General features: G+C 63.4%; 29 protein-coding genes. 11 read left to right on the top strand and 18 right to left on the bottom strand.

Features of this window, described 5'->3' with window-relative positions:
• Positions 1–169: 169 nt before the first annotated feature.
• The 14 genes from SB764_RS20600 to SB764_RS20535 form a co-directional block, all read right to left on the bottom strand.
• Complete coding sequence (locus SB764_RS20600; RefSeq protein WP_410864633.1) at positions 170–358, bottom strand: hypothetical protein; 189 nt, start codon at positions 356–358, stop codon at positions 170–172.
• The gene (locus SB764_RS20595; protein WP_410864631.1) at positions 355–684 is read right to left on the bottom strand and encodes a hypothetical protein; all 330 of its coding nucleotides are present in this window, start codon (positions 682–684) and stop codon (positions 355–357) included. Before SB764_RS20595 ends, SB764_RS20600 begins: the two co-directional genes overlap by 4 nt.
• Positions 681–1,022 (bottom strand): hypothetical protein, encoded by a 342-nt coding sequence (locus tag SB764_RS20590; protein ID WP_410864629.1) that lies wholly within the window; start codon positions 1,020–1,022, stop codon positions 681–683. The genes SB764_RS20595 and SB764_RS20590 overlap by 4 nt, the downstream gene beginning before the upstream one ends.
• A complete protein-coding gene (locus tag SB764_RS20585) occupies positions 1,010–1,453 on the bottom strand; it encodes a nuclease domain-containing protein (protein WP_410864627.1) in 444 nt (147 codons plus the stop codon). Before SB764_RS20585 ends, SB764_RS20590 begins: the two co-directional genes overlap by 13 nt.
• Positions 1,450–2,025 carry a hypothetical protein gene (locus SB764_RS20580; protein ID WP_410864625.1) on the bottom strand — a complete coding sequence of 192 codons (576 nt, stop codon included), beginning with the start codon at positions 2,023–2,025 and terminating at the stop codon, positions 1,450–1,452. Before SB764_RS20580 ends, SB764_RS20585 begins: the two co-directional genes overlap by 4 nt.
• On the bottom strand, positions 2,025–2,495 hold the full coding sequence (locus tag SB764_RS20575; RefSeq protein ID WP_410864623.1) for a hypothetical protein: 471 nt from the start codon (positions 2,493–2,495) through the stop codon (positions 2,025–2,027). The genes SB764_RS20580 and SB764_RS20575 overlap by 1 nt, the downstream gene beginning before the upstream one ends.
• Positions 2,495–3,076 (bottom strand): DUF1064 domain-containing protein, encoded by a 582-nt coding sequence (locus SB764_RS20570; RefSeq protein ID WP_410864621.1) that lies wholly within the window; start codon positions 3,074–3,076, stop codon positions 2,495–2,497. The genes SB764_RS20575 and SB764_RS20570 overlap by 1 nt, the downstream gene beginning before the upstream one ends.
• Positions 3,073–3,294 (bottom strand): hypothetical protein, encoded by a 222-nt coding sequence (locus tag SB764_RS20565; RefSeq protein ID WP_410864619.1) that lies wholly within the window; start codon positions 3,292–3,294, stop codon positions 3,073–3,075. Before SB764_RS20565 ends, SB764_RS20570 begins: the two co-directional genes overlap by 4 nt.
• Positions 3,295–3,420: 126 nt before the next feature.
• Positions 3,421–3,648 (bottom strand): hypothetical protein, encoded by a 228-nt coding sequence (locus SB764_RS20560; protein ID WP_410864617.1) that lies wholly within the window; start codon positions 3,646–3,648, stop codon positions 3,421–3,423.
• Positions 3,649–3,650: 2 nt separating this feature from the next.
• Positions 3,651–4,658 carry a helix-turn-helix domain-containing protein gene (locus tag SB764_RS20555; RefSeq protein ID WP_410864615.1) on the bottom strand — a complete coding sequence of 336 codons (1,008 nt, stop codon included), beginning with the start codon at positions 4,656–4,658 and terminating at the stop codon, positions 3,651–3,653.
• Positions 4,659–4,665: 7 nt separating this feature from the next.
• Complete coding sequence (locus SB764_RS20550; protein ID WP_410864613.1) at positions 4,666–4,944, bottom strand: hypothetical protein; 279 nt, start codon at positions 4,942–4,944, stop codon at positions 4,666–4,668.
• Positions 4,941–5,540, bottom strand: coding sequence for a toxin YdaT family protein (locus SB764_RS20545; RefSeq protein ID WP_410864611.1), 600 nt, complete (start codon positions 5,538–5,540; stop codon positions 4,941–4,943). Before SB764_RS20545 ends, SB764_RS20550 begins: the two co-directional genes overlap by 4 nt.
• Positions 5,541–5,848: 308 nt before the next feature.
• The gene (locus tag SB764_RS20540) at positions 5,849–6,070 is read right to left on the bottom strand and encodes a hypothetical protein (protein ID WP_410864609.1); all 222 of its coding nucleotides are present in this window, start codon (positions 6,068–6,070) and stop codon (positions 5,849–5,851) included.
• Between the two features lie 57 nt (positions 6,071–6,127).
• Entirely contained in the window at positions 6,128–6,343 is a 216-nt protein-coding gene (locus SB764_RS20535) for a helix-turn-helix transcriptional regulator (protein ID WP_124261082.1), read from the bottom strand.
• Between the two features lie 82 nt (positions 6,344–6,425).
• Between SB764_RS20535 and SB764_RS20530 the strand changes: the two genes are divergently transcribed.
• From SB764_RS20530 to SB764_RS20505, 6 genes are all read left to right on the top strand, one after another.
• Positions 6,426–7,331, top strand: a complete 906-nt coding sequence (locus SB764_RS20530) for a helix-turn-helix transcriptional regulator (protein WP_410864607.1) — start codon at positions 6,426–6,428, stop codon at positions 7,329–7,331.
• A 238-nt stretch (positions 7,332–7,569) separates the two neighbouring features.
• Positions 7,570–7,842, top strand: coding sequence for a zinc ribbon domain-containing protein (locus SB764_RS20525; protein WP_410864605.1), 273 nt, complete (start codon positions 7,570–7,572; stop codon positions 7,840–7,842).
• Between the two features lie 298 nt (positions 7,843–8,140).
• On the top strand, positions 8,141–8,737 hold the full coding sequence (locus tag SB764_RS20520) for a hypothetical protein (protein ID WP_124262295.1): 597 nt from the start codon (positions 8,141–8,143) through the stop codon (positions 8,735–8,737).
• The gene (locus SB764_RS20515; RefSeq protein WP_410864603.1) at positions 8,737–8,871 is read left to right on the top strand and encodes a hypothetical protein; all 135 of its coding nucleotides are present in this window, start codon (positions 8,737–8,739) and stop codon (positions 8,869–8,871) included. Before SB764_RS20520 ends, SB764_RS20515 begins: the two co-directional genes overlap by 1 nt.
• 18 nt (positions 8,872–8,889) lie before the next feature.
• Positions 8,890–9,081 carry a hypothetical protein gene (locus SB764_RS20510; RefSeq protein WP_410864601.1) on the top strand — a complete coding sequence of 64 codons (192 nt, stop codon included), beginning with the start codon at positions 8,890–8,892 and terminating at the stop codon, positions 9,079–9,081.
• Between the two features lie 35 nt (positions 9,082–9,116).
• Positions 9,117–9,377 (top strand): hypothetical protein, encoded by a 261-nt coding sequence (locus SB764_RS20505; protein WP_410864599.1) that lies wholly within the window; start codon positions 9,117–9,119, stop codon positions 9,375–9,377.
• 384 nt (positions 9,378–9,761) lie between these two features.
• On the opposite strand, the gene SB764_RS20500 is transcribed toward SB764_RS20505, so the two are convergent.
• The gene (locus SB764_RS20500; RefSeq protein WP_410864597.1) at positions 9,762–9,998 is read right to left on the bottom strand and encodes a hypothetical protein; all 237 of its coding nucleotides are present in this window, start codon (positions 9,996–9,998) and stop codon (positions 9,762–9,764) included.
• A gap of 21 nt (positions 9,999–10,019) precedes the next feature.
• The gene (locus tag SB764_RS20495; protein WP_124262473.1) at positions 10,020–10,286 is read right to left on the bottom strand and encodes a hypothetical protein; all 267 of its coding nucleotides are present in this window, start codon (positions 10,284–10,286) and stop codon (positions 10,020–10,022) included.
• A 194-nt stretch (positions 10,287–10,480) separates the two neighbouring features.
• Between SB764_RS20495 and SB764_RS20490 the strand changes: the two genes are divergently transcribed.
• The 3 genes from SB764_RS20490 to SB764_RS20480 all read left to right on the top strand — a co-directional run bounded on the left by SB764_RS20490 (position 10,481) and on the right by SB764_RS20480 (position 13,419).
• A complete protein-coding gene (locus tag SB764_RS20490) occupies positions 10,481–11,380 on the top strand; it encodes a hypothetical protein (RefSeq protein ID WP_410864595.1) in 900 nt (299 codons plus the stop codon).
• 12 nt (positions 11,381–11,392) lie between these two features.
• Entirely contained in the window at positions 11,393–11,776 is a 384-nt protein-coding gene (locus tag SB764_RS20485; RefSeq protein WP_410864593.1) for a hypothetical protein, read from the top strand.
• 398 nt (positions 11,777–12,174) lie between these two features.
• The gene (locus SB764_RS20480; protein WP_410864591.1) at positions 12,175–13,419 is read left to right on the top strand and encodes a hypothetical protein; all 1,245 of its coding nucleotides are present in this window, start codon (positions 12,175–12,177) and stop codon (positions 13,417–13,419) included.
• Here SB764_RS20480 and SB764_RS20475 read toward each other — a convergent pair.
• The gene (locus SB764_RS20475) at positions 13,416–13,652 is read right to left on the bottom strand and encodes a hypothetical protein (RefSeq protein ID WP_124262477.1); all 237 of its coding nucleotides are present in this window, start codon (positions 13,650–13,652) and stop codon (positions 13,416–13,418) included. The genes SB764_RS20480 and SB764_RS20475 overlap by 4 nt on opposite strands.
• Positions 13,653–13,941: 289 nt before the next feature.
• Here SB764_RS20475 and SB764_RS20470 point away from each other — a divergent pair, with 289 nt between their 5' ends.
• Positions 13,942–14,148, top strand: a complete 207-nt coding sequence (locus tag SB764_RS20470) for an excisionase (RefSeq protein ID WP_124262478.1) — start codon at positions 13,942–13,944, stop codon at positions 14,146–14,148.
• Entirely contained in the window at positions 14,138–15,223 is a 1,086-nt protein-coding gene (locus SB764_RS20465) for a phage integrase central domain-containing protein (protein WP_410864588.1), read from the top strand. The genes SB764_RS20470 and SB764_RS20465 overlap by 11 nt, the downstream gene beginning before the upstream one ends.
• On the opposite strand, the gene SB764_RS20460 is transcribed toward SB764_RS20465, so the two are convergent.
• On the bottom strand, positions 15,169–19,062 hold the full coding sequence (locus SB764_RS20460; RefSeq protein ID WP_410864739.1) for a beta strand repeat-containing protein: 3,894 nt from the start codon (positions 19,060–19,062) through the stop codon (positions 15,169–15,171). The two genes, SB764_RS20465 and SB764_RS20460, sit on opposite strands and share 55 nt — an antisense overlap.
• Between the last annotated feature and the right edge of the window lie 471 nt (positions 19,063–19,533).

The raw sequence follows: 19,533 nt of genomic DNA, 5'->3' as shown, positions 1-19,533 counted from the left end.
CACGCTGCTCGCGGCGAGACACCGGCATATGCCTCGCTCGCCGGATCTTCGCGACTCGCACGGCACACCCAGATTTCGCCGAATTTTTGGATATGCGGCTTCGGGTGAAGCGTCGTGTAAGGAAAGATCCCAAACAGCCGCCGCTTGATCTGCATTCGGCGCGGGCTTGTCACTTGCCGCTCTCTTTGGCCTGCATTTCGAGCATGACAAAGCCCAACGCCATTTCGCCAAGCAGTCCCCGCCTCTCCAGAACGGCACGAATCTCGTTGCACGCGCCATCGAATGCGCCGCGATCGGCCTCATCCATTTCCGTCACGATTCCTTTGAACATCAGCAGCGCCACGTCGCTTTGATTCATTTCGTCACCTCGTCACAAGTTGCTTCACGGTCACCGCTAGCCATGAACGGCGCCAGCGACTTCTTGTTGTCGGCCACGTGTGCGAGGCACCACGCGTATTCGCCGTCGATCAAGCGTCCCTCGCAGCGCAGGTGCGGCCTGAACACGTCGGGCACAAACGCCAGCGCGCGAACCGTCTGCTCGTCGAGCACGCCCTTGAACTCCATGCGGCGCAGTGCGATCACCATCGTTTCCGTCAACTGCTCGACCTCGCCGATGGCTGATCGGCCCTTGATGGTGAATACGCCGAGCGTCGGCATCTGAACCTGTAGGCGGATCGGCTTCACGCGGGCACCTCCGCGCGCCACTCACGCTCGCCACTGGCAAAGAACGGCGCGAGCGCTGCGGCGTTGATGCTGAGCGCGATCAGCGCTTCGACCCACGCGAGCTTGTCCGTCACCCATTGGTCGCGACGCACGAACGACCGATAGCCGCCCGGGATTTCCGCGAGCACGTCGACCAGATATTCCTTGCTCGACCTGTCCAGCGTCCGATTGCGGCGGAATCCGTACGCCATCACCAGCACCTGCTGCTTGACGCGCTCGCTGATGAACCGGCCGTTCGACCAGCGCTTTTGCATCGCGGCCGGCATCGGCAGGTTGATTTCCACTTTCACAGGCTGCACTCGACTTCCTCCGTAATACCCATCTTTCGCGCGCGGACCGGCGACCACTCCAGATACGCCTGGCTGAATGTCACCTGCTTTTTCTCGCGCGGCGCGCTCCCCTGATCCAGCCAGCTATGGCACCAGAAGCAGCCCGGCACCGTGCGCGCGTGATTCGACTTCAATCCCATGCCCTTCCCAGCCGCCAGGCTGTTCTCGTGGCACGGCACAACCGTTTCGTCGTTCGGGTTCCGGCGGCAGACGCCCGGCACGCGCAGGTAACACGGCTCGCCGCGGCACGCCGCCAGATACTTCGATCCTTCCGCCACCGTCGGCTTCTTCGCGCGCGATTTCATCGTCGAGCGCCGCTTCAGCGTGGCCGCTGAAGGTGAGGACTTCCAGGAGCCGCGCGACATCGGCGTCTTGCGCGGGCCGAATCCCGAGCGCTTCATGCGCCTGCCGAGCCGAACATCGCCGCCACAGCCGGGTCGCGCCGAACCAACCGGCCAACCCGATCCGCGTGGCGCACACGAGCGCGAGCCCGGATCTTGTCGAGCACTTCCGGGCGCTCGCGTTTGAGCTTCCGGTAATAGCGCGCGGCGATCTCGTTCGCAGACTTCGGAGCCGGGCGACGAGCATCTTGACCAGCACCCCATGCCCAGACAGCCGTCGGTCTGCCGTCTTCGCCCGGCGGGAGATACCGCGCGATACGCATCTCGGCGCGGTTCGCGCGGATGAAGCGGCGCACGGTCGGCTGAGAGCAGATCGCGAGGGCCGCCAACTGAGCGATCGTCGCGCGGCGCGACTGAAGCACCGCGCGAAGGCGCGCCCAGCTCGTTTGCTTGGTGCGCTCGGCCGGAATTGCGCGGCGGCGATCCGGCAGCTTCATGTCGCGGCCACGCGCAACCAATGCGGCCAGGCTTCGAAGCGGAAACTGGTCGAGCACCGTCTTCAGCGGCGCCGGTTCGCCCCAGACCTTGCGCAGCAGCGCGTCCTCTTCCACAGTCCACTTGGGCGCGGCCATTACGCTGCCTCCTCGAAAGCGTCACCGGCGTCGATCCGGCGATGCACCTCGGCCAGCGCGGCGAGCACGGCAGACTTCGTGAAGGTCGCAAGTTGCGCGTCATGGACCTCGATCGAGATCTTGACGACGTTCAGCGCCTCGCCATCGAAGCCCCACTTCCCCGATCGGCGAGCGCGGTCGCGCGCGCGGACCATGCCGTCGAGGGCCGATTTGATAATCCCAATGCTGTCGAGTCCGGGGCCGGTCTCAGCGATCACAAGCGCGATATTCAGCGCGCACACGATCGTCGACCAATGCTCTTCGGTGCCGCGGCCGTTGATCATTTCGTTCAGCGCGACGTGATAGGCAATGCCCAGATCGGTCGTCTGGCTGACGTCCATCGGCGTGCGGCGCTCCATCACATCGAAACCCGCTGTGCGGCTCACGGTGCGCGGGCGGTACGCCTTGCGCGGTTTCTTGTTGCCTGCCATCAGATTTCCTTGATAGTGATGTCGTGGACGGCCAGCATCTGCTTGCGCTTCTGGACGTACGCTGGGTTCTTGCGCGTCGCGGGCGATTTCACGTCCTCGACGACCTGCTTGCCGCTCGCGACCTCGATATAGACGAAGTCGGCGACGTAGTACGAGGCGCGCTCCCACGTCCCGTCGTCGCGCTGCTTGCGCGGCGTCAGCTCGAAACGCACCTGCAGCTCAAGCTCGCGGATCTCGCCACGCGCCTGCATCTGGATCAGATCGAACCAGCGCGAGCGCTCTTTCTGGCTGTCGAACTTGATGCCGTCGTGCTCGCACTTCGTGTTGCGGTACTTCGGTGCCTTCTTCGGCTTCGCCATGCCCGGCCACGGCGTTGTCTCGCGGCGATACGCAGGCGTCAGCGCGCCAGCGTCGTCCGAGCCGTCCGCGATGTCGTCGAACCGGTGCGCGGGCTTCGTGCCGTGCATTTCGGCCAGCTTCTTCTGCGCATACGGCATCGGAGCGTCTTCGCGCACGCGCGCGGTGCCGACCGTCTTCGTGCCCGCCGGCACGACCATCGGCCACGTCATGCGCTTCGTCATTCCTTGATCTCGCGGCGGTAGTACGACTCGCATCCGCACTTCGGGCAGACCAGTTGCTGCGCTTTCGCCCACGTTTTGTGGGGCACGCCGACGAGCTGCGAGTGCGTGCCCTGCCAGCCGCATTTGCGCCGTTTGCTACATTCGATCGGCTCGTCGCGCGCCGCGCGCGCCGCCGCGTCCCACTCTTCCGGCGTTGCGTTGTCGATTGATAACGTCATCTTCGATACCCCTGCGGCTTGCGAGACGGCCCGCCATCCCGCTTGAATTGGTCGGGGTATACCTGCGTATACCCTGGGAGTGCGAACGGCTTGTATCGCCTCTCGCTTTGTTTCCAGATCGCCGCGTCAGAACGGCCGCTCGTCCGTCTTCAACTCGAACGTCGAGCGCACCATGTCGTCGACGATCCGGCTGTCCGTCGTAGCGAGCACGAAGAACTTCTGTCCGCGGTGTTCGCGCGCCAGGCGTTCGGCCTCCATCACCGCACCTTGGCGCGACGGATGCTTGAAGGTCGGCGGCTTCTGCCCGGTCGGCGACCAGACGAGGTAGAACGGCTTCGGATCGAACAGATTCATGCTCACGCTGCCTCCCGTTGCGCGATCTGGTCGCGCGGTACGTCGTTCAGATACGCGTAAAGCGCCTCGCCGCGCTGCTCGCTCTCACGGCTGACCGCAGCGAGCAGGTAATCCGTCCACGCGCCGGGCCCGAGCGTCTTGCAGACCTTCGCCTTGAATTGCTCGAAATACTGGAAGCGCGCCGGGTCGATGCCGAGTCGCTTGCCCTGATCCCGCCAACCAGCTTCCTCGTTCCACCAACCATCGGGCGCACCGCCGGCAGCGGCCGTGCCGCTCTCTTCGTCCTTCGCTTCCCAGATGCCAGTCCAGCCACGGAGCACGGACTCATCGATTGCGGTCACAACGTCGCGACCGAGGTCGTGAATCTTCGCGAGCTTCTTGAGCGTCACCTTGGCCGCCGGACGGGTCCACGGGATGTCGGCCTTCTTCTCTTTCGCCTCGCGGTGCTCGCACCAGTCGAGCCACGATTCGCTAGGCACCCATTCGGGCAGTTCCATCGCTCGCAGTTCGGCATGCAACGCGATTCGCGGCGCTTGCCGCGCGCCTTGATGGTTCTCTGACGGTTCCTTGGTGGTTCCTGACGAGTCGGGTGCAAAAGCTTTGCACCCTTTAGCGCTCTTATTTGCACCCTTTACGTCGCCAGTTGCACCCTTTACGTCGCCGTTTGCACCCTTTCCATTCGGTGCAAAATCTTCACCCTTTTGGCCTGAAGGAATGGGCGCAAGATCTGCACCGTTTAGCCATTCAGTGCTGATGCGGTATTCGCGAGCACGTCCGCGACCACCTCCCTCGTTGGCGACGAGGATCAGCCAGCCGCGTTTGAGCATGCGCTTGATCTGGTACTGCACCGCACGCTCCGATTGCCGCGTCTTCGCCGCCATCGTCTCGATGCTCGGGAAAATGTGCGTGCCGTCGTCGTCGGCATAGTCGGCCAGCTTGAGCGCGAGGTTCAGTTCGCCGCCACCCTCGGGGTAGCGGTCCCAAACCTTGTCCATGACCTTGATGCTCATGGCGCCCTCAGAACGGGCTCGGCAAGCCGACCAGCTCGTGATCGAGGCCCGTCGCAGCGCATTTGCGCGTGCCGCGCACCGCGAGCAGCTCCGAAGCCAGCAGTTCGAACACGCGACCGCAGACGCTCGACAGCTTCAGATTCGTCTGCGCGGCAATGTCTTCGCGCGTCAGAACCACGCTAGGGTCGCCCGCAAAGAGGTCGAGGATCATCTGCTTCTGCGTGCGGCGCGTGCCGCACTCGTCGAGCGCGTCGTGCGCCGCCAGTTGCGTTGCCGTGGCTTTCATCGCTTCACCTTGATCGTGATTGCGGGGACCGCTTCGCCGGTCTTGAGCATCGCCGTCTGCACGGTGCCGACCAGTTCCTGCTTCGTGCTGATGTCCTCGACCAGGCTGTTGAACAGGCGCGGCAGCTCGCCGGGGTCGACGCCGTCGAGCAAATCCGCCGCCGCGGCCTCGGTGCGGTGGTTAGCGCGAACGAGCGCGCGCATGATCTCTTGCGCGTTCACGTCGTCACCACCACTGCCCTCGATTACACGGGCCGACAAACCCAGCGGCGCGAGGATCTCGTTCACGAGCGCGACGCGCAGATCGATCGGAAGCGCCGCCAGAATCGACGGCAGCATGTTCGCCGACAGCAGATTGCGGTCGTTCTCGTCGTCGTCGAGCCAGCGATAGACGCGATCCGCGTTCGTCTTCTGGCGCGTCACGATGTCGTGGTGATCGCTGAAGTGGACATTGACGCGGCGTTCCGCCCCAATGCGCTCGTGAGCAGTCACGACTTCGTCGACGACCGTTTCGCGCGACCAGCCGTGCATGTTCTTCAGCTCGGTAATCGCCGCCTTCGCTGCCGCGATCGGGCTTCTGTGCGAAATGGTTCGCATGATCTTTAAATCTCCGTGGCGTACAGTCCCTCTAAGCGCTTAGGACTACTAATAACCAGCTCAGCAAACAGGGAAAAGAGAAAAATGAAAACGACGTTGTCAGCTACCGCAAGCGCTGCTTCGGGTCGCACCAGTACGACCTTTTCGGATCGAGGCGCGGGGAATCGCCTCGCATCCGGTTCGCCCGCTCCGCGCTATGGAGCTGGGCGAACTCTCTCAACGTCAGCAGCCATCGAACAAACGGCATCGATCGCCTCCCTTCTGCTACTCGCGGCACTCGTGCCGCTGCTTTCCAGATGAACCGCCAGTTACGCCGCAGCGCGAGCGGGCACGTGGATGTGCACGCAGCTCTTCATCGGCACCAAACTCGCGGGCTGGTGAAAGAAGCGCCGCTGCGACAACGATTCGTTCTCGCCTTCCTCGACGTGGAAGGCTTTCGGGTTTTCGGCTTTGATGCGCTCGATTGCCTGATCGAGCGTGCCGCGCGCGCGGGCGTGCGCGAGCAGTGCCTGATGTTGCGGAAGGTGCATTCGACTTGCCTCGTGGATGGGTGCGAGTTGACTATGGAAACGAACGGGCTTTTGCCGTCATGCCGCAGCAGGACTGCCGAAATACAGCGCGTCGAGAGACGCCAGCACGCCACGAGCGCGAGCGAGCAGCACAAGGCGCTTCGCCTTGTCGGGAGACAAGAGAATTTCACCTCGCTCGCACTGCGAGATCGTGGATTGAGTCACACCGATGGCAGCGCCAACTTCGGCTTGCGACATCGACAGACTCTTGCGGAGGGCGATCAGTCCGTTCATGAGTCGATATTAGTCGGACTGATAAGCCTTGTCAACAGTCGTACTCTTTGATTCTTAGTAGCCGTGCTTATATTGTTCGCGCATGCCAGCTAAACCCCTTACCCCTTCCCAGCTCGCCGATGCAGAGCGCCTGCGCCGACTCTTTGCAGTTTGGCAGGACGAACGGCGCGCGCACGGTCGCCCGGCTTCGCAAGAGGCGGCCGCCTCTGAACTTGGATTCGGCCAAAGCGCCTTCAGCCAATACCTTCGGGGCAAGATCCCGTTGAACGGCGCCGCGCTCGTGAAATTCGCCCATTTGATCGGCTGCTCGGCCGAGGACATCAGCCCCGCTATCGCCGCTGAACTGCGGAACCTGGGCGCGATGGCGACTGCTGAGCACAGATCCGCCGGAGAGCATTCAGCAAACACCGAACGGAATAGCGGCTTACTCGAATCAGGTTCGCCCTCTAGCGGGAGTAACCTTCCAGCAGGTAAGCTAGCTAAGAAAGTGCTTACAGACGGGAGAGCATCTGTAAGCGCGCGCCCCATCCTTGCGTGGGACGACCCAGAAGAACTCGGTGAAGAATACGTGCTAATACCAAGGCTGGATGTCAAATTTTCCGCGGGGAACGGAAGGATTGTTTGGCACGTCGACGAAAAGGGCCAGAAACAGGCTTTTCGTCGTGCGTGGTGCCAACGCCTCGGCATCAATCCCGATCACGCCGCAACGATTGTCAACGACGGGCAGTCAATGGAGCCGCGCCTAATCGACGGGGATTCGCTCGTCGTCGACTACAAGGCAACGCACATCATCGACGGCAAGGTCTATGCGATCGCCTATCAAAACGAGCTGTACGTCAAACGACTGTTCAAGCAGCCGGACGGTGGCCTGCTCGTTCGCTCGGACAATCCCGACAAGACGCGCTTCCCCGACATGAATCTGACGCCTCCACAGGTGCAGCACGTCGAGGTCATCGCGCGCGTGATGGGCGTCAGTGGCGCCGTATAAGAGCGCCACGCGCCGGAATACACCGTTTCGGGGAAGGCCCGCGCCCTTTCGCGGGCGAATTTGGAGACCAAAAAATGATGAGAGAACGACTGCGACCAGCTGCGCTGCTGGTAGCGATGCTTTTTGCCGCCTCGGCGGCGTGGGCTAGCGGCGGCCATTACGCCGGCGGCCACGGCTCGTCGCACAAAGGCGGCCACTACAAGAATGCCCGAACCGGCGATCACTACGAGCATCGCAAATGATTCTGCTCTTCGCGTGGATCGTCGTGGCACTCCTGACGGCTCTCGTCGCGAATTCGAAGAATCGCAGCCCCATCGCCTGGGCGTTGCTTGCCATTCCGCTGGGCCTCATTGCGACGCTCGTCGTCGCGTGTAGCACGAAGCTCCCGGCGAAAGACGCGGTAACGGCCACCGAGCCGATCAGGCTTGCCGACAAGACGTGCCCGCGCTGCGCCGAGTCCGTCAAGGACGCCGCGAAAGTGTGCCGATTCTGCGGTCACGAATTTAGCTGACCCACGTCAAACACTCCCCCACAAGCCCGCCACCCGGCGGGCTTTTTCATTTCCGCTCGCCGAGTTACAAAGTCACATCCACAATTATTAGTCCGGCTGTTGACTAATAGAAGTAGCGCGACTAATATCTGTCTCACGCACTCACCGAAGCACTGAGCGGGGGCGCTTCAAGTCGGCGCGGCGACTCTAAACAGCCCGTAGCGTGATGTCTCCCACGCATGGACCCTCGCGGACAGTGAGAGAAGCGTCCCCGCTCAGTGCTGCGATACCTAATGGAGCTTGAGAGATGGAAAGGCAAATGCGACTAGGCGACGGCGGCGAGACGCGGCCTACCCACCCGCAACTCACGCCGAACGTCGGCGCGGAGTTCGGCTCGGCAGTAGTACACCAAAACCGTATCGCCATTAAAGGCTTCCGCGAGTGCCTTGCGCACCCGTTTTGCAGAGTCAGCGGTCGACGCGATAACGACGTGAACTTCCGAATTGGGAGCGATGTTGTCGAAGTCTCGCAACGAGGTAACTCCGAATCCTCGCCGAAGGACTACTTGAATGGTCTTTTGATCAAGGCGGGATTCGTAGCGCTCGTCGGAACGGTCAAAAATTTGGGCGCTGCTGATGTTCATACGTCGGCTGAGTTGATTAGTTCCCGAAATTACCGTGATGCTCTCGAAGACCATAGCACGCTTCGCATGCGAAGAACCCTGGGAATCTCCCGCAGCTTGCGCCGCCTGCCGATTAGCAATTTGAAAGCCGATTCAAGCTTGCAGTATTCCTATCTTTTAGGGTGCGAATCCATACTTACGAATGTTGCGCGCACCGCTGCCGTCGGTGTGGCCGGCGTCGTGATCGGCACATTCTGGTATCTGATCGTCGCGCTGCGCGCGGGTGCACTCTGATGGAAACGCTCAAGCTCGCTGGTCGCATCTGCATCGCCGGATTCGTCGCCATCGCCCTGCTCGCTTTCCACGCTCAGATGCGCGAGCGCGAAGCAGCATTCGAAGCCCACTGCAGCAAGCATCGCTGCACCTGATCCTGTAAAGGCTCACCAATGGACATCATCGAAGTTATTTGCATCGTAGTCCTAACTTCCATTTCGCTGGGCGCGATCGCAATCGGAGTCGGCAAGTTGCTCGCGCACCGCCGCGAGCGAGACAGCGAAGCTTTGGATTGGGCTGCATATAGCGCGATCCAGCCGCTCAGCAACGATGCTGCCGAGCCCTACCCGAGCGCGTGGGAGTAAGCACGATGCGCTGTCACGTTCGATGCCGCCATTGCATGACGCGACGATGCCTGAAGCGAAAGCTTTCCGAGTATCTGCGCGTGCCCGCCTGCGAGGTCTGCGGCAAACGGAATTACCGCGTCGATCGCTGGATGAATCGCCGCGACACGAAGCGAGTCACGTGCACGTGTTCCGGCTACTGGTTCCCGCACCGCCAGGGCTCGCTGTTCTGCTGGCAGCGCGCCGACGGCACGCAACGTTATCCCGGCGATCCGGATTTCGCTGACCGCGAATTCGACGGCCTCGCCGCCGCTTAATCGCTCCGGCGGCTCCCCCGAGCTGCGGCTTGATCGGCGCCAGTATGGGCCGGTCCTTTTTCGAGCAAGTCGATGGAATTGAATTCAATCAGTCGAAGCAGCGCGCTCACGGGTCATATCTTGGAGAATGCACCGTCTGCAATCGCTGAACGCTACCGCGAATGCGGCGTCGACACTCCCGAACGGCCCGCAATCGTGGTCCAGCATTTCTGGCTGCCTCAGCGAGCCATGCGGAGGTGTGTAGTAACCGTATGGAAGCGCGATGTAGGCGTGCTTCAACCCCAACTCGTCAATGCTCACCTCTACGGCCGCGCTCATTACACGCCCGTGGAACACCTCTGCGCGCCATCGCATCGTTACACCTCTCGGCCGATACCTGTCGGTTCACGCCTCGGGGCCAATGAGAACGTCAATGGCCGCTTGTCCTGCGATTTCGGCAACAAGGTACGCCCAGCGCATTGTGAATGGGCCATGCTGCACCGTAACGATGGCACCGTCCGTACTCAAACGGCCAACGTTGTGGCCTGTTATCTGGAAGGTAACGCTGTACATGTCCGGAGCGACTTCAGTCAGCTGGACATGGATTTCGAAGCCGCGATAGCTTATCTGGCGATTCATCATTGCGCAAAAATGGCCACTTCATCAGCCGTCTTGCCATCCCCGCAATCTGATGACATTTCCAATAGCGTGCCGGCAACTGGCGAAGGCAGCACGGAACGCGTCGTCGGAGCAGTCAAAAGGACCGCGCGCGCCACGCGCTTCTGCTTCGGTTCGAGGAGAAATTCTGGAGTATTCGCTGTATGTGATGGGCTCGACAATGTAGAACTTCGCCTCACCTGCGGGCGTAAGCCTGCTTTCGACCGTCACGCGCATCTGCCAGCCGTTGAATGTGTCAAGGCGCGTTTCCATAAGCCCTCCCATCGAGTACCGGGAAGACCGTCGCGAGGTCGAAAGTTCGATTCCCGAACCCATAGTGCGCCTAATACCAGTCCGCCACAAGCGATATATAGAAACGTGATTTGCGGGGGCTCAACATGCCAATGAGGACGCTCCCGGCATTACTCGCAGTCGCGGCTACCGTGACTGCGGCTTGCCTCTCGATCATGGCTGGCTGGCAGCGTGGCGGCTTCCTCGCCGAGCGCGTGCTGTGGATCGCCGTCGGCGTCGTGCTTGTCGTCGCGGCCCATCTGCTGCCCGCGCTGGTCCGCGCCCACAGTCGCGGCGTGCGCGCCGTCGGCTTCCTGCTCTGGATTGGCTGCATTGCCGCGACCTGCTACGGCCATGCCGTCTTCTTTCTGATGGCGCAGAAGCATGCGGGTGAACTGCGCGCCGCCGCGGTGCCGGCAGTCACGACAAAGGGACGCGGTATGGCCGAAATCGCACGTGACCGTGCTGACGCAGTAACGCGACTGGCCCGCACCAATGCGCGTCGCTGCGTCGAACCCTGTATGAGCCTGCGCGCAGAGCGCACCGCCGCTGCCGCCCGCATAGAGGAATTCGACACCGAGCTGGCCGCCGCGCGCCGCGCTGAGGCCGCGCAGGATCGCGTCGCCGCCGAGCGCGCCGCAGCCTTGGCTGATCCCGTGACTGGCGCTCTGACTGCCTTCGAAGTGACCGCGCCGCGCGCGGAACTCGTGACCGGACTCGCCTTCGCGGGCGTACTTGAGGCAGTCGCGTGCTTCGCCTGGCTGCTCGCGCTCCGCCCGTCTGACGTGACTCGCGTCGTAACCGAATCGCCGGTAACGCCCGCCCAGCAAGAGAGTAACGCCGCAGTAACGGCAGCAGTCACGACCGAGAGTCACGTAGTCGCGCCGGTCGTGACCGCCGCGCCCGCACCGCTGCTCTCGCTTCCCGTATTCGAGCAGCAAGACGACGTTACCCGAGTCAGGGACGCAGTAGCGCGCGACAAGCTGCGCGCGACCGTGACCGAAATCCGCAAGTTTCTGGGCTGCTCGCAGTCACGTGCCGCAGCAGTCCGCAAGCAGCTCGAACCGACTACCTGACAGGGACAAATCATGAAGAAGACCGCCATCGCCGCCGCACTGCTCATCGCCGCAATCCTCTCGGGCTGCAACAGCGACGCCGACGTTGCCTCGCAGAACCTGTCGACAGCCGCCGCCAACTTCCAGATCAACCGCCGCATCGTTTTCTACAACGGCTTCACCGGCGAATACATGCTGACTATCGAGGGCCTGTGCTCTAAGGACAACTCCAGCACCGACACCAAGCTCGCGATCATCTGCAAGACCGGCCCGAATGAATACAAAAAGCATTTCCTCGGGCTGTCCAACGACGTGACGTACTTCATCGAGCAGCTCGAACCGGCCGCCGCGAGCACGTACCGCTACAAGGTCGTCTTCAAGCCGTCCGCGATCGTCCCGGACATCGAAGTGAAGTGAGCAGCTTGAACCCCAACCAATTTAGTTACGGACATGAGTGAATCATCCGTGCCTGCGCTCCATTGCGACGATCAGGCAGTCTATTTTTCGAATGGCGTCATGCTCCGCCTCCGCGATAGCAACGCCTACGCTCCGCGCGCGGAGGCCCCTACCCTCGGTGAAATGCAGCTTATCGATCGTGTACCACCAAGAGAACTTCCCCGAGGGCCGCTCGTTGACCTCAATAAACACCAAGTGGCCGCGAGATTCGAATGCTTTTCTCCACATCTCATTTGCTCCCGGATACGTCTATGGGCAGAGTCTATTTCGCGGAGCGACGTGGAGCAAACCCTGATGTGCAATGCATAAGAGCGCACTGGCTCGGAACCTGAGATTCACTGCACCTATCGAGGATAACGATGGACACTAATCAACTCCCCGACGACCTGAATCCCGAAGTGGTGAAGGCGTGCGCCGAATTCATCGGCAAGATCACCGGGCTCGTGCCGCCGCCGCATGACGCCTTCCCGCCCGAGTGGCATGGCTACCTTCGCACGTTCACCAGCCGCCTCTACGCAACGGCGCGTGAGAACGTCGTCGCGGCCGATGCCGTGACGCCGACGGTCCCGATAGAACTGCTGGGCGTCGAAGATGAACTGACGAACGGCGATGGATTTTGGCGCACCTGCTCGGGCTGCCATGAAACAGAAGATGGCCATCCTGTCGGCCATTACCCGTTCAGCGCGATCATGAATTGCGACCTCGGCTCGGGCTGCGGCGAGTGCGGCGGCATCGGCGCCGTGTGGGATGACACCGACTATGACGCGATGGCGGCCGCCAGCGACGCCGATGAGATTGCACGCGAGCAGTCCGAGGAAGCGCGGCCCGTGGATCAGCGCGCACTCGTGCAATCGATGGACGAGATCGAGGCACTGAGCAACACCGAAAATCGAGGCATCACGGTGATGGAAGCCGAGTCGATCATGCTCGTGTTGCTGGAGTTGCGACGCCTCCGCGCGGGCGGAAGCCCGGCACCGTGGACATGGCTGCGGCGCGCAGTAAGGCGCATCCCGACGCGCGAGGAATTACTCGGCGGTCAACGCACCAGCTATGTTCAGCTTGACGAGGTGCTCGGCTGGATTAACGAGGGCGAGAAGATGGGCGACACGCTGTGCAACGCCCCTACGCCTACCGTCGCCGCAGATGCGGCAGCGCCGATCCTGACGGCTCCCGAAGGCGAAGACCCGATGAAGCATGGCAATCGGAGTATCAAGGCTTCGGTGAAGCGCCTGACGGACGCTTATTGCAAGCAACAGCCGTTGCCCGTCCCCGACCAAATGGCGCTTGTTTGGCGCTTCGATATTGGACGGCTACGCAACGATTGGATTCGCTTGAACGCCTGGCAAGAATCTGTGAAGAGCAATGCGGACGCGGACACGACGTGCGCAGAATGCGGCGGCAGCACGAAGATCGCGCATTGCCCGTCGAAGCATTGCCCGCGGGCTGCGCAGCCCAACGAGCGCGCGGCGTTCGTGCAGCACATGGGGTATGACCGCCCCGAAACGGAGGGTTGCGCGCGCTTGGCGTGGGATGCCCATCTAGCGACGTGGACTGCTGCCCGCGCCACCTCGCAAGCCACGGTGAAGGGTGACGACCGATTTTAGAAGAGGCCAGCAACGTGAGCGCTCTGCACCACGTCCTTAACGAGATCGAGCACTTTATTCAAGGCGTCGCGGTCGGACAGGCCTGCTTTTAGGTAGTGCTCAATGCTCACGTGCTTTGGATCACTTGCTTTGTCGCCGTGCTTGATCACGAACGAGGCCTCGTCTCTGTCTTTGATCAACGTAACGATGACAAGCGCGCCATGCACATATTCCTCAACGTTTGGAGAAGCCATGATTGCCTCCTGTTTGCTCACCAAAAACTCTAGCACAGTCGATCTCTACGCGTATTCAAGCTGCGCGATCGACGGTCCCTTCTCTGCCGAGCATCCGTTAGATCAGCGTCCGAATGATGCGCCCCGAGCTGTGGAGAGGTCGAGCCCATCGTCAGTTGGGGGAGCGCCGCCGCACCGGATGATGTGCAATGAACCGCGACTCGGACGCTGGGCGCGCAATCATGCGCGCCGAAGGTAACCGCGCACCCATAGACGTGCACCATAACCGACAAGCTGAGGTTAACTCGCAATGAAGATCAGACTCGACGAATGGCTCAAGCGCGAATTCGATCCGCCGCCAGCGATCCGGACGGCGCGCCAGTGGATCAAGGACCGCAAGATTTATCCTGCGCCAGAAAAGGTTGGCCGCGCCTACTACGTAGACGACAAAGCTGTATTCCGCAACGGCGTTCAAGCGCCACGACTCGTTCACCGGGCTTTCGGCTATGGCAGCTAGGCCGCGCATCCGTCGACGGGCCAACTGGCCCGCGAATCTCCATGAGCCGCGCCCGGGGTACTTCGTCTGGCGTGATCCGCGCACGAAGAAAAGCATCACGCTGGGATACATGCCAATCGAGCAGGCTATATTCGAAGTAGTCGAGGCCAACGCGAAGCTCAAGGAACTCGCGCCCAGCAAGCGCCTCGTCGAGCGAATGAACGACACCGGAGAGACAATCGCCGACCTGCTCCTCAAAATGCCGAATGATGGTGTCAAGCAGGCTACGATCGATCAGCGCAAATATCTCGATCGAGCAATAAAGGCGCGACTCGGCGACATCAAATGCGCGGCACTCACCACGAAACACGTGGCTCAAGTGCTTGAGGCGTACGAGAAGGAAGGAAAGATGCAATGGGCCGTCAATATCCGAAGCCGATTGCGCGCGATCTGCCGGCGTGGCATGGCGCTGGGATGGATGGATAAGAATCCTGCGGAGGCGACCGACCGCGCACGAATCAAGGTTCAACGGCAGCGGCTGACGCTCGATGCGTTCAACGCAATTCGAGCGAAAGCCGGCGAAGTCGCCCCGTGGCTAGAGAACGCGATGCTGCTTGCTCTCGTTTCAGGTCAGGACAGGTCGACGATTGCGCGCTGGGAGCGCGGTTTTGTGCGCGGAGAAATTGCAATCCTTGAGCGCTCGAAGACAGGGGTTCGGATTGCGATTCCGACGGAACTTAGGCTTGATGCCATCGGAATGTCGCTTGCCGACGTAATTGCGCGATGCAGATCGACGGGCGTCGTCAGCAAGTATTTGATTCACCACGTGCGGCGGCAAGGCCCGACACACGTCGGAGATCCAGTCCAGTTGAGCTCGATCAGCACGCGGTTCGCTCGCGCTCGACGCCTCGCTGGGATCAAAGCCAAAGGCGCGCCGAGCTTTCACGAAATCCGCAGCCTTAGCAAGCGGCTCTATCTTGAGCAGGGCAATGTAGACACCAAGGCGCTGCTCGGGCACAAGTCGGATACCACGGCCGATCTCTACGCTGACGGGCGCGGAATCGAGCCTATGAAGGTGCGCATTGGCAGTATCTGATTTTGAACAGATAGTGAACAGATGGTGAACGATTCAAGCTGGGCGGGCGTTTGCGGGCAAAGACGCGTGCCGCCGCTGTACGTGTTCGCGCCGCTGAGCGTTTCGACGCCCGCGCCGTTCTTCACCAGCCCGCCCGTGCCGCTGATCACGCCCGCGAAACTCTGGTTCGTCGCGTCGCCGAAGCTCAGCGTGTTCGCGCCGAGCGCCAGCGCGCTGCCCGCCACGCCCGAGAGCGCGCCGAGCGTCTGGTTGCCGCCCGCGCCGCTGAGATCGAGCGTCGATCCCGCGCCGTTCAGCGCGACGTTGCCGCCGAGCGTCGCGCCCGCGCCGAGCGCGAGCGTGCCCGCGTTGACGGCCGTGCCGCCCGTGAAGGTGTTCGCGCCGTTCAGCGTGAGCGTGGCCGCGCCGTTCTTCGTCAGACTGCCGGTGCCGCTCAGGCCGCTCGCAAGCGTCAGCGCGTTCGAGCCGAGCACCGTGAGCGCGCCGTTGAGCACGACGCCGTTGGCGAGCGTGATCGCGCTCGTGTTGTCGAGCGAGGCCGGGCCGCCGATGGTCAGCACGCCCGAGCCGAGCGCCGACGCGTTGCCCAGCACGAGCCCGCCCGCATTGAGCGCCGTGCCGCCGCTATAGGTGTTCGCGCCGCTGAGCGTCTCGACGCCCGAACCTTGCGTGGTCAGCCCGCCCGTGCCGGAGATCGTGCCCGCGAAGGTCTGGTTCGTCGCATCGCCGAACGTGAGTCCGTTCGCGCCGAGCGACACCGTCGTGCCGCTCACGCCGCTCAATGCGCCGATCGTCTGCGCGCCCGTCGCCGCGCTGATATCGAAGCCCGCGCCCGCATTTGCGAGATTGACCGCGCCCGTCGATGCGAGCGAGCCGCCCGCGCCGAGCGCGAGCGTGCCGGCGTTGACCGTCGTGCCGCCCGTGTAGGTGTTCGCGCCCGTCAGCGTTTCGACGCCCGCACCCTGCTTGACGATGCCGCCCGTGCCGTTGATCGCGCCCGCGAACGCGCCGTTGGCCGCGCCGCCGAGCGTCAGCGCATTGGCGCCGAGATTGATCGCGCTGCCCGTCACGCCGTTGAGCACGCCAATGCTGCGCGCGCCGCTCGCCGCGCCGAGGTCGAACACGCTGCCCGCATTCGCGAGCGTGAGCGCCGAGTTCGCCGCCAGCGCGCCCGCGCCGGAGAGCGCGAGCGTGCCCGCGTTGACGGTCGTGCCGCCCGTGTAGGTGTTCGCGCCGCTCAAGGTCTGCGTGCCGGTGCCTTGCTTGACAACGCCGCCCGTGCCGCCGATCACGCCCGCGAAGGTTTGATTCGTTGCGTTGCCGAACGTCAGCGCGTTCGCGCCGAGCGCGACCGTCGTGCCGCTCACGCCGCTCAATGCGCCGATGGTTTGCGCACCGCTCGCCGCGCTGATATCGAAACCCGCACCGGCGCCCGCGAGCGTCACGCCGCCCGCCGCCGCGAGACTGCCGCCCGCGCCGAGCGCGAGCGTGCCCGCGTTGATCGTCGTGCCGCCCGTGTAGGTGTTCGCGCCGGTCAGCGTCTGCGTGCCGCTGCCTTGCTTGACGAGACCGCCCGTGCCGCTGATGACGCCCGCAAAGGTCTGGTTCGTCGTCGTGCCGAAGGTCAGCGCATTCGTGCCGAGCGCGAGCGTGCTGCCCGCCACGCCCGACAACGCGCCGATGGTCTGCGCACCCGACGCGCCGCTGATATCGAAGCCCGTGCCCGCGTTCGCGAGCGTGAGCGCGCCCGTCGAGGCCAGCGAGCCGCCCGCGCCCAGCGCGATCTTGCCCACGTTGACCGTCGTGCCGCCGGTGTAGGTGTTCGCGCCCGAAAGCGTCTGCGTGCCGCTGCCCTGTTTGACGAGACCGCCCGTGCCGCTGACGACGCCCGCGAAGGTCTGGTTCGTTGCATCGCCGAACGTCAGCGTGTTCGCGCCGAGCGCGAGCGTGCTGCCCGTCACGCCCGAGAGCGCGCCGACCGTGCGCGCACCCGATGCGCCGCTGAGATCGAAATTCGCGCCGCTCGCGCCCAGCGTGAGCGCGCCCGCCGACGCGAGATTGCCCGCGCCCGAGAGCGCGAGCGTGCCAGCATTGATCGTCGTGCCGCCCGTGTAGGTATTGACGCCCGTGAGCGTCGCCGTGCCGCTGCCTTGCCTGGTCACGCCGCCCGTGCCGCTAATCACGCCGCTGAAGGTCTGCGCAGTCGCATCGCCGAATGTAAGACTGCGCGCGCCGAGCGTGACGTTGCCCGAACCGGAGAGCGCGCCGATCGTCTGATTCGCGCCCGATCCGCTGATATCGAGCGCCGCGCCCGTGCTCGCGAGATTGACCGCGCCCGTCGCCGCGAGCTTGCCGCCCGTGCCGAGCGCGAGCGTGCCCGCGTTGATCGTCGTGCCGCCCGTGTAGGTGTTGACGCCCGTGAGCGTCACGGTGGCCGCGCCGCTCTTCACCAGCGCGCCCGTGCCGGCGATCACGCCGCTGAGCGTCGCCGCATTGCTGCCGCCGAGCGTGAGCGTGTTCGCGCCGAGATTGACCGCGTTGCCGAGCGTGAGGCCCGCCGTGCTCGTATCGAGCGTGGCCGCGCCGCCCACGTTGAGCGCGCCGCTGCCGAGCGCCGCCGCGTTGCCCGCGACGAGCGAGCCGCCGTTCAGGTTCGTGCCGCCGCTATACGTGTTTGCGCCCGTGAGCGTGAGCGCCGCGGTGCCGGTCTTGGTCAGCGCGCCGGTGCCCGACAGCACGCCCGAGAGCGTGAACGCATTGCTGCCTTGCGCGATGAGTCCGCCCGTGCCGAGCGAAATCGTATTCGCGATGTTCAGGCCCGCCGCCGCGGCTTCGAGCGCGCCGCCCGTCGCCGTGATCGTGCCGGTGCCGAGACTCGTGGCGTTATCGACGATGGCCGTCGCGGTGCTGGCGAGCGTCGCGTCGAGCGCGCCCGACGGACCGTTGAGCGTCCACGTCCCGCTCTCCAGCGAGAGATGGTTGAAGTTGATGTAGTTGGACATCGTGACCTGGCCGGCCGCCGGACCGCCCGTGGCCTGCGCGAGATGCAGCGTGTTATTGCCGCCGCTGCCGCCATCCACGTAACCGGCCTGCGCAAAGCCCAGATTCACGCCGACGAGACCGAGCACGCCCACATACGCCCCCGTGCCCGCCGACACCGACGAACCCGTGTACGCATAGAAGTTGTTGGTGCTGCCCGCGCCCATCGACACGCTGCCGATCACGCTGCCCGTGTTGCGGAACGTGTTGCCCGCCGTCGACGCCTGAAAGCCCACGCGGCCCGAGATCGTGCCGTTGTTCGTGAAGTTGACCTGACCGCCGCCGTACACCGCGGCGGTGACGCGATCGGCGGGCGCGACCGTCACGCCCGCGATGGCGCTGGAACCGATCGTGCCGTTATTGACGATGTTGCTCACGCCGCCCGCGCCGTTCTGCACGGCGAGCGCCAGCCCGGTGAGATTCGACAGATTGACGGTGACGAGCTGCGCGGTGCCGTTCATCGTGCCGTTGTTGGTCACGTTGATGGTGCTCGCGCTGCTGTTGCCGATCACCGTGCCGCTCGACAGGATGCTCAGTATGCCTAAAAGAGAAGGATCAATCGTGCCGCTATTATTGAAGGTGACGTTGCTGCCCGTGAGCGACACCGCCGTTCCGCCCACGCCGAGCAGGACGCCGAAGTTGGTCGTGGAATCGGCGTTGACGGTGATACCGCTGGTGGTATTCGCATAGTTCGGCGCGAGCGGATTGGCTGCGCCCGTGCAATTCACCACCGAGCCTGCCGTCGTGCAGGTCGTCGCCTGCGCGCGGCCTGGCGTCAGCAGGAAAATGCATAACGCAATAACCAAAGAAGCGCACAACGAAGCGCACTGAACAATCAACGCGACAATAACGTCGCCGGAAACAAAGCCGCCCATTGCGCGAGGCGCAACGCGTAGCACGCAAATACCGTTCGATTCCCTCACGCCCTTTCCCCTTAGAAGATCGTGAATCGGCACTACGTCGATATCCGTTTCGCAGGCGCGCACAGACCCGTCCCGCACTGATGGCATGCGCGAGTCAAATCGGCGCCGTCGCGGCCGTGCGCGCGCGGGCGCCGGTCATGGACGGCGCGCGCAGACACCCGACGCAAGGCGCACGGGCGCTTTGCGGGCAAGCGGCGACAAGGCGAACGGATGGCGGCCGCGGACGAGCAACACGCGTACAGCAAGCGTGCAGGACTCGCCGCGCCAATCAGGATGGGCTGGTGAGCGGTTTCATGGAGGGTGCCTCCCGGTGTACTCTCGTGGATCGTTTGTTCACATCATTGACTG

The sequence above is a fragment of the Paraburkholderia sp. SIMBA_027 genome, from assembly GCF_046535315.1.
In the GTDB taxonomy this organism is placed as follows: Bacteria; Pseudomonadota; Gammaproteobacteria; order Burkholderiales; family Burkholderiaceae; genus Paraburkholderia; species Paraburkholderia tropica.
The sequence above is the reverse complement of the archived record's forward strand: the minus strand, read 5'-3'. Positions and strand labels throughout refer to the sequence as shown.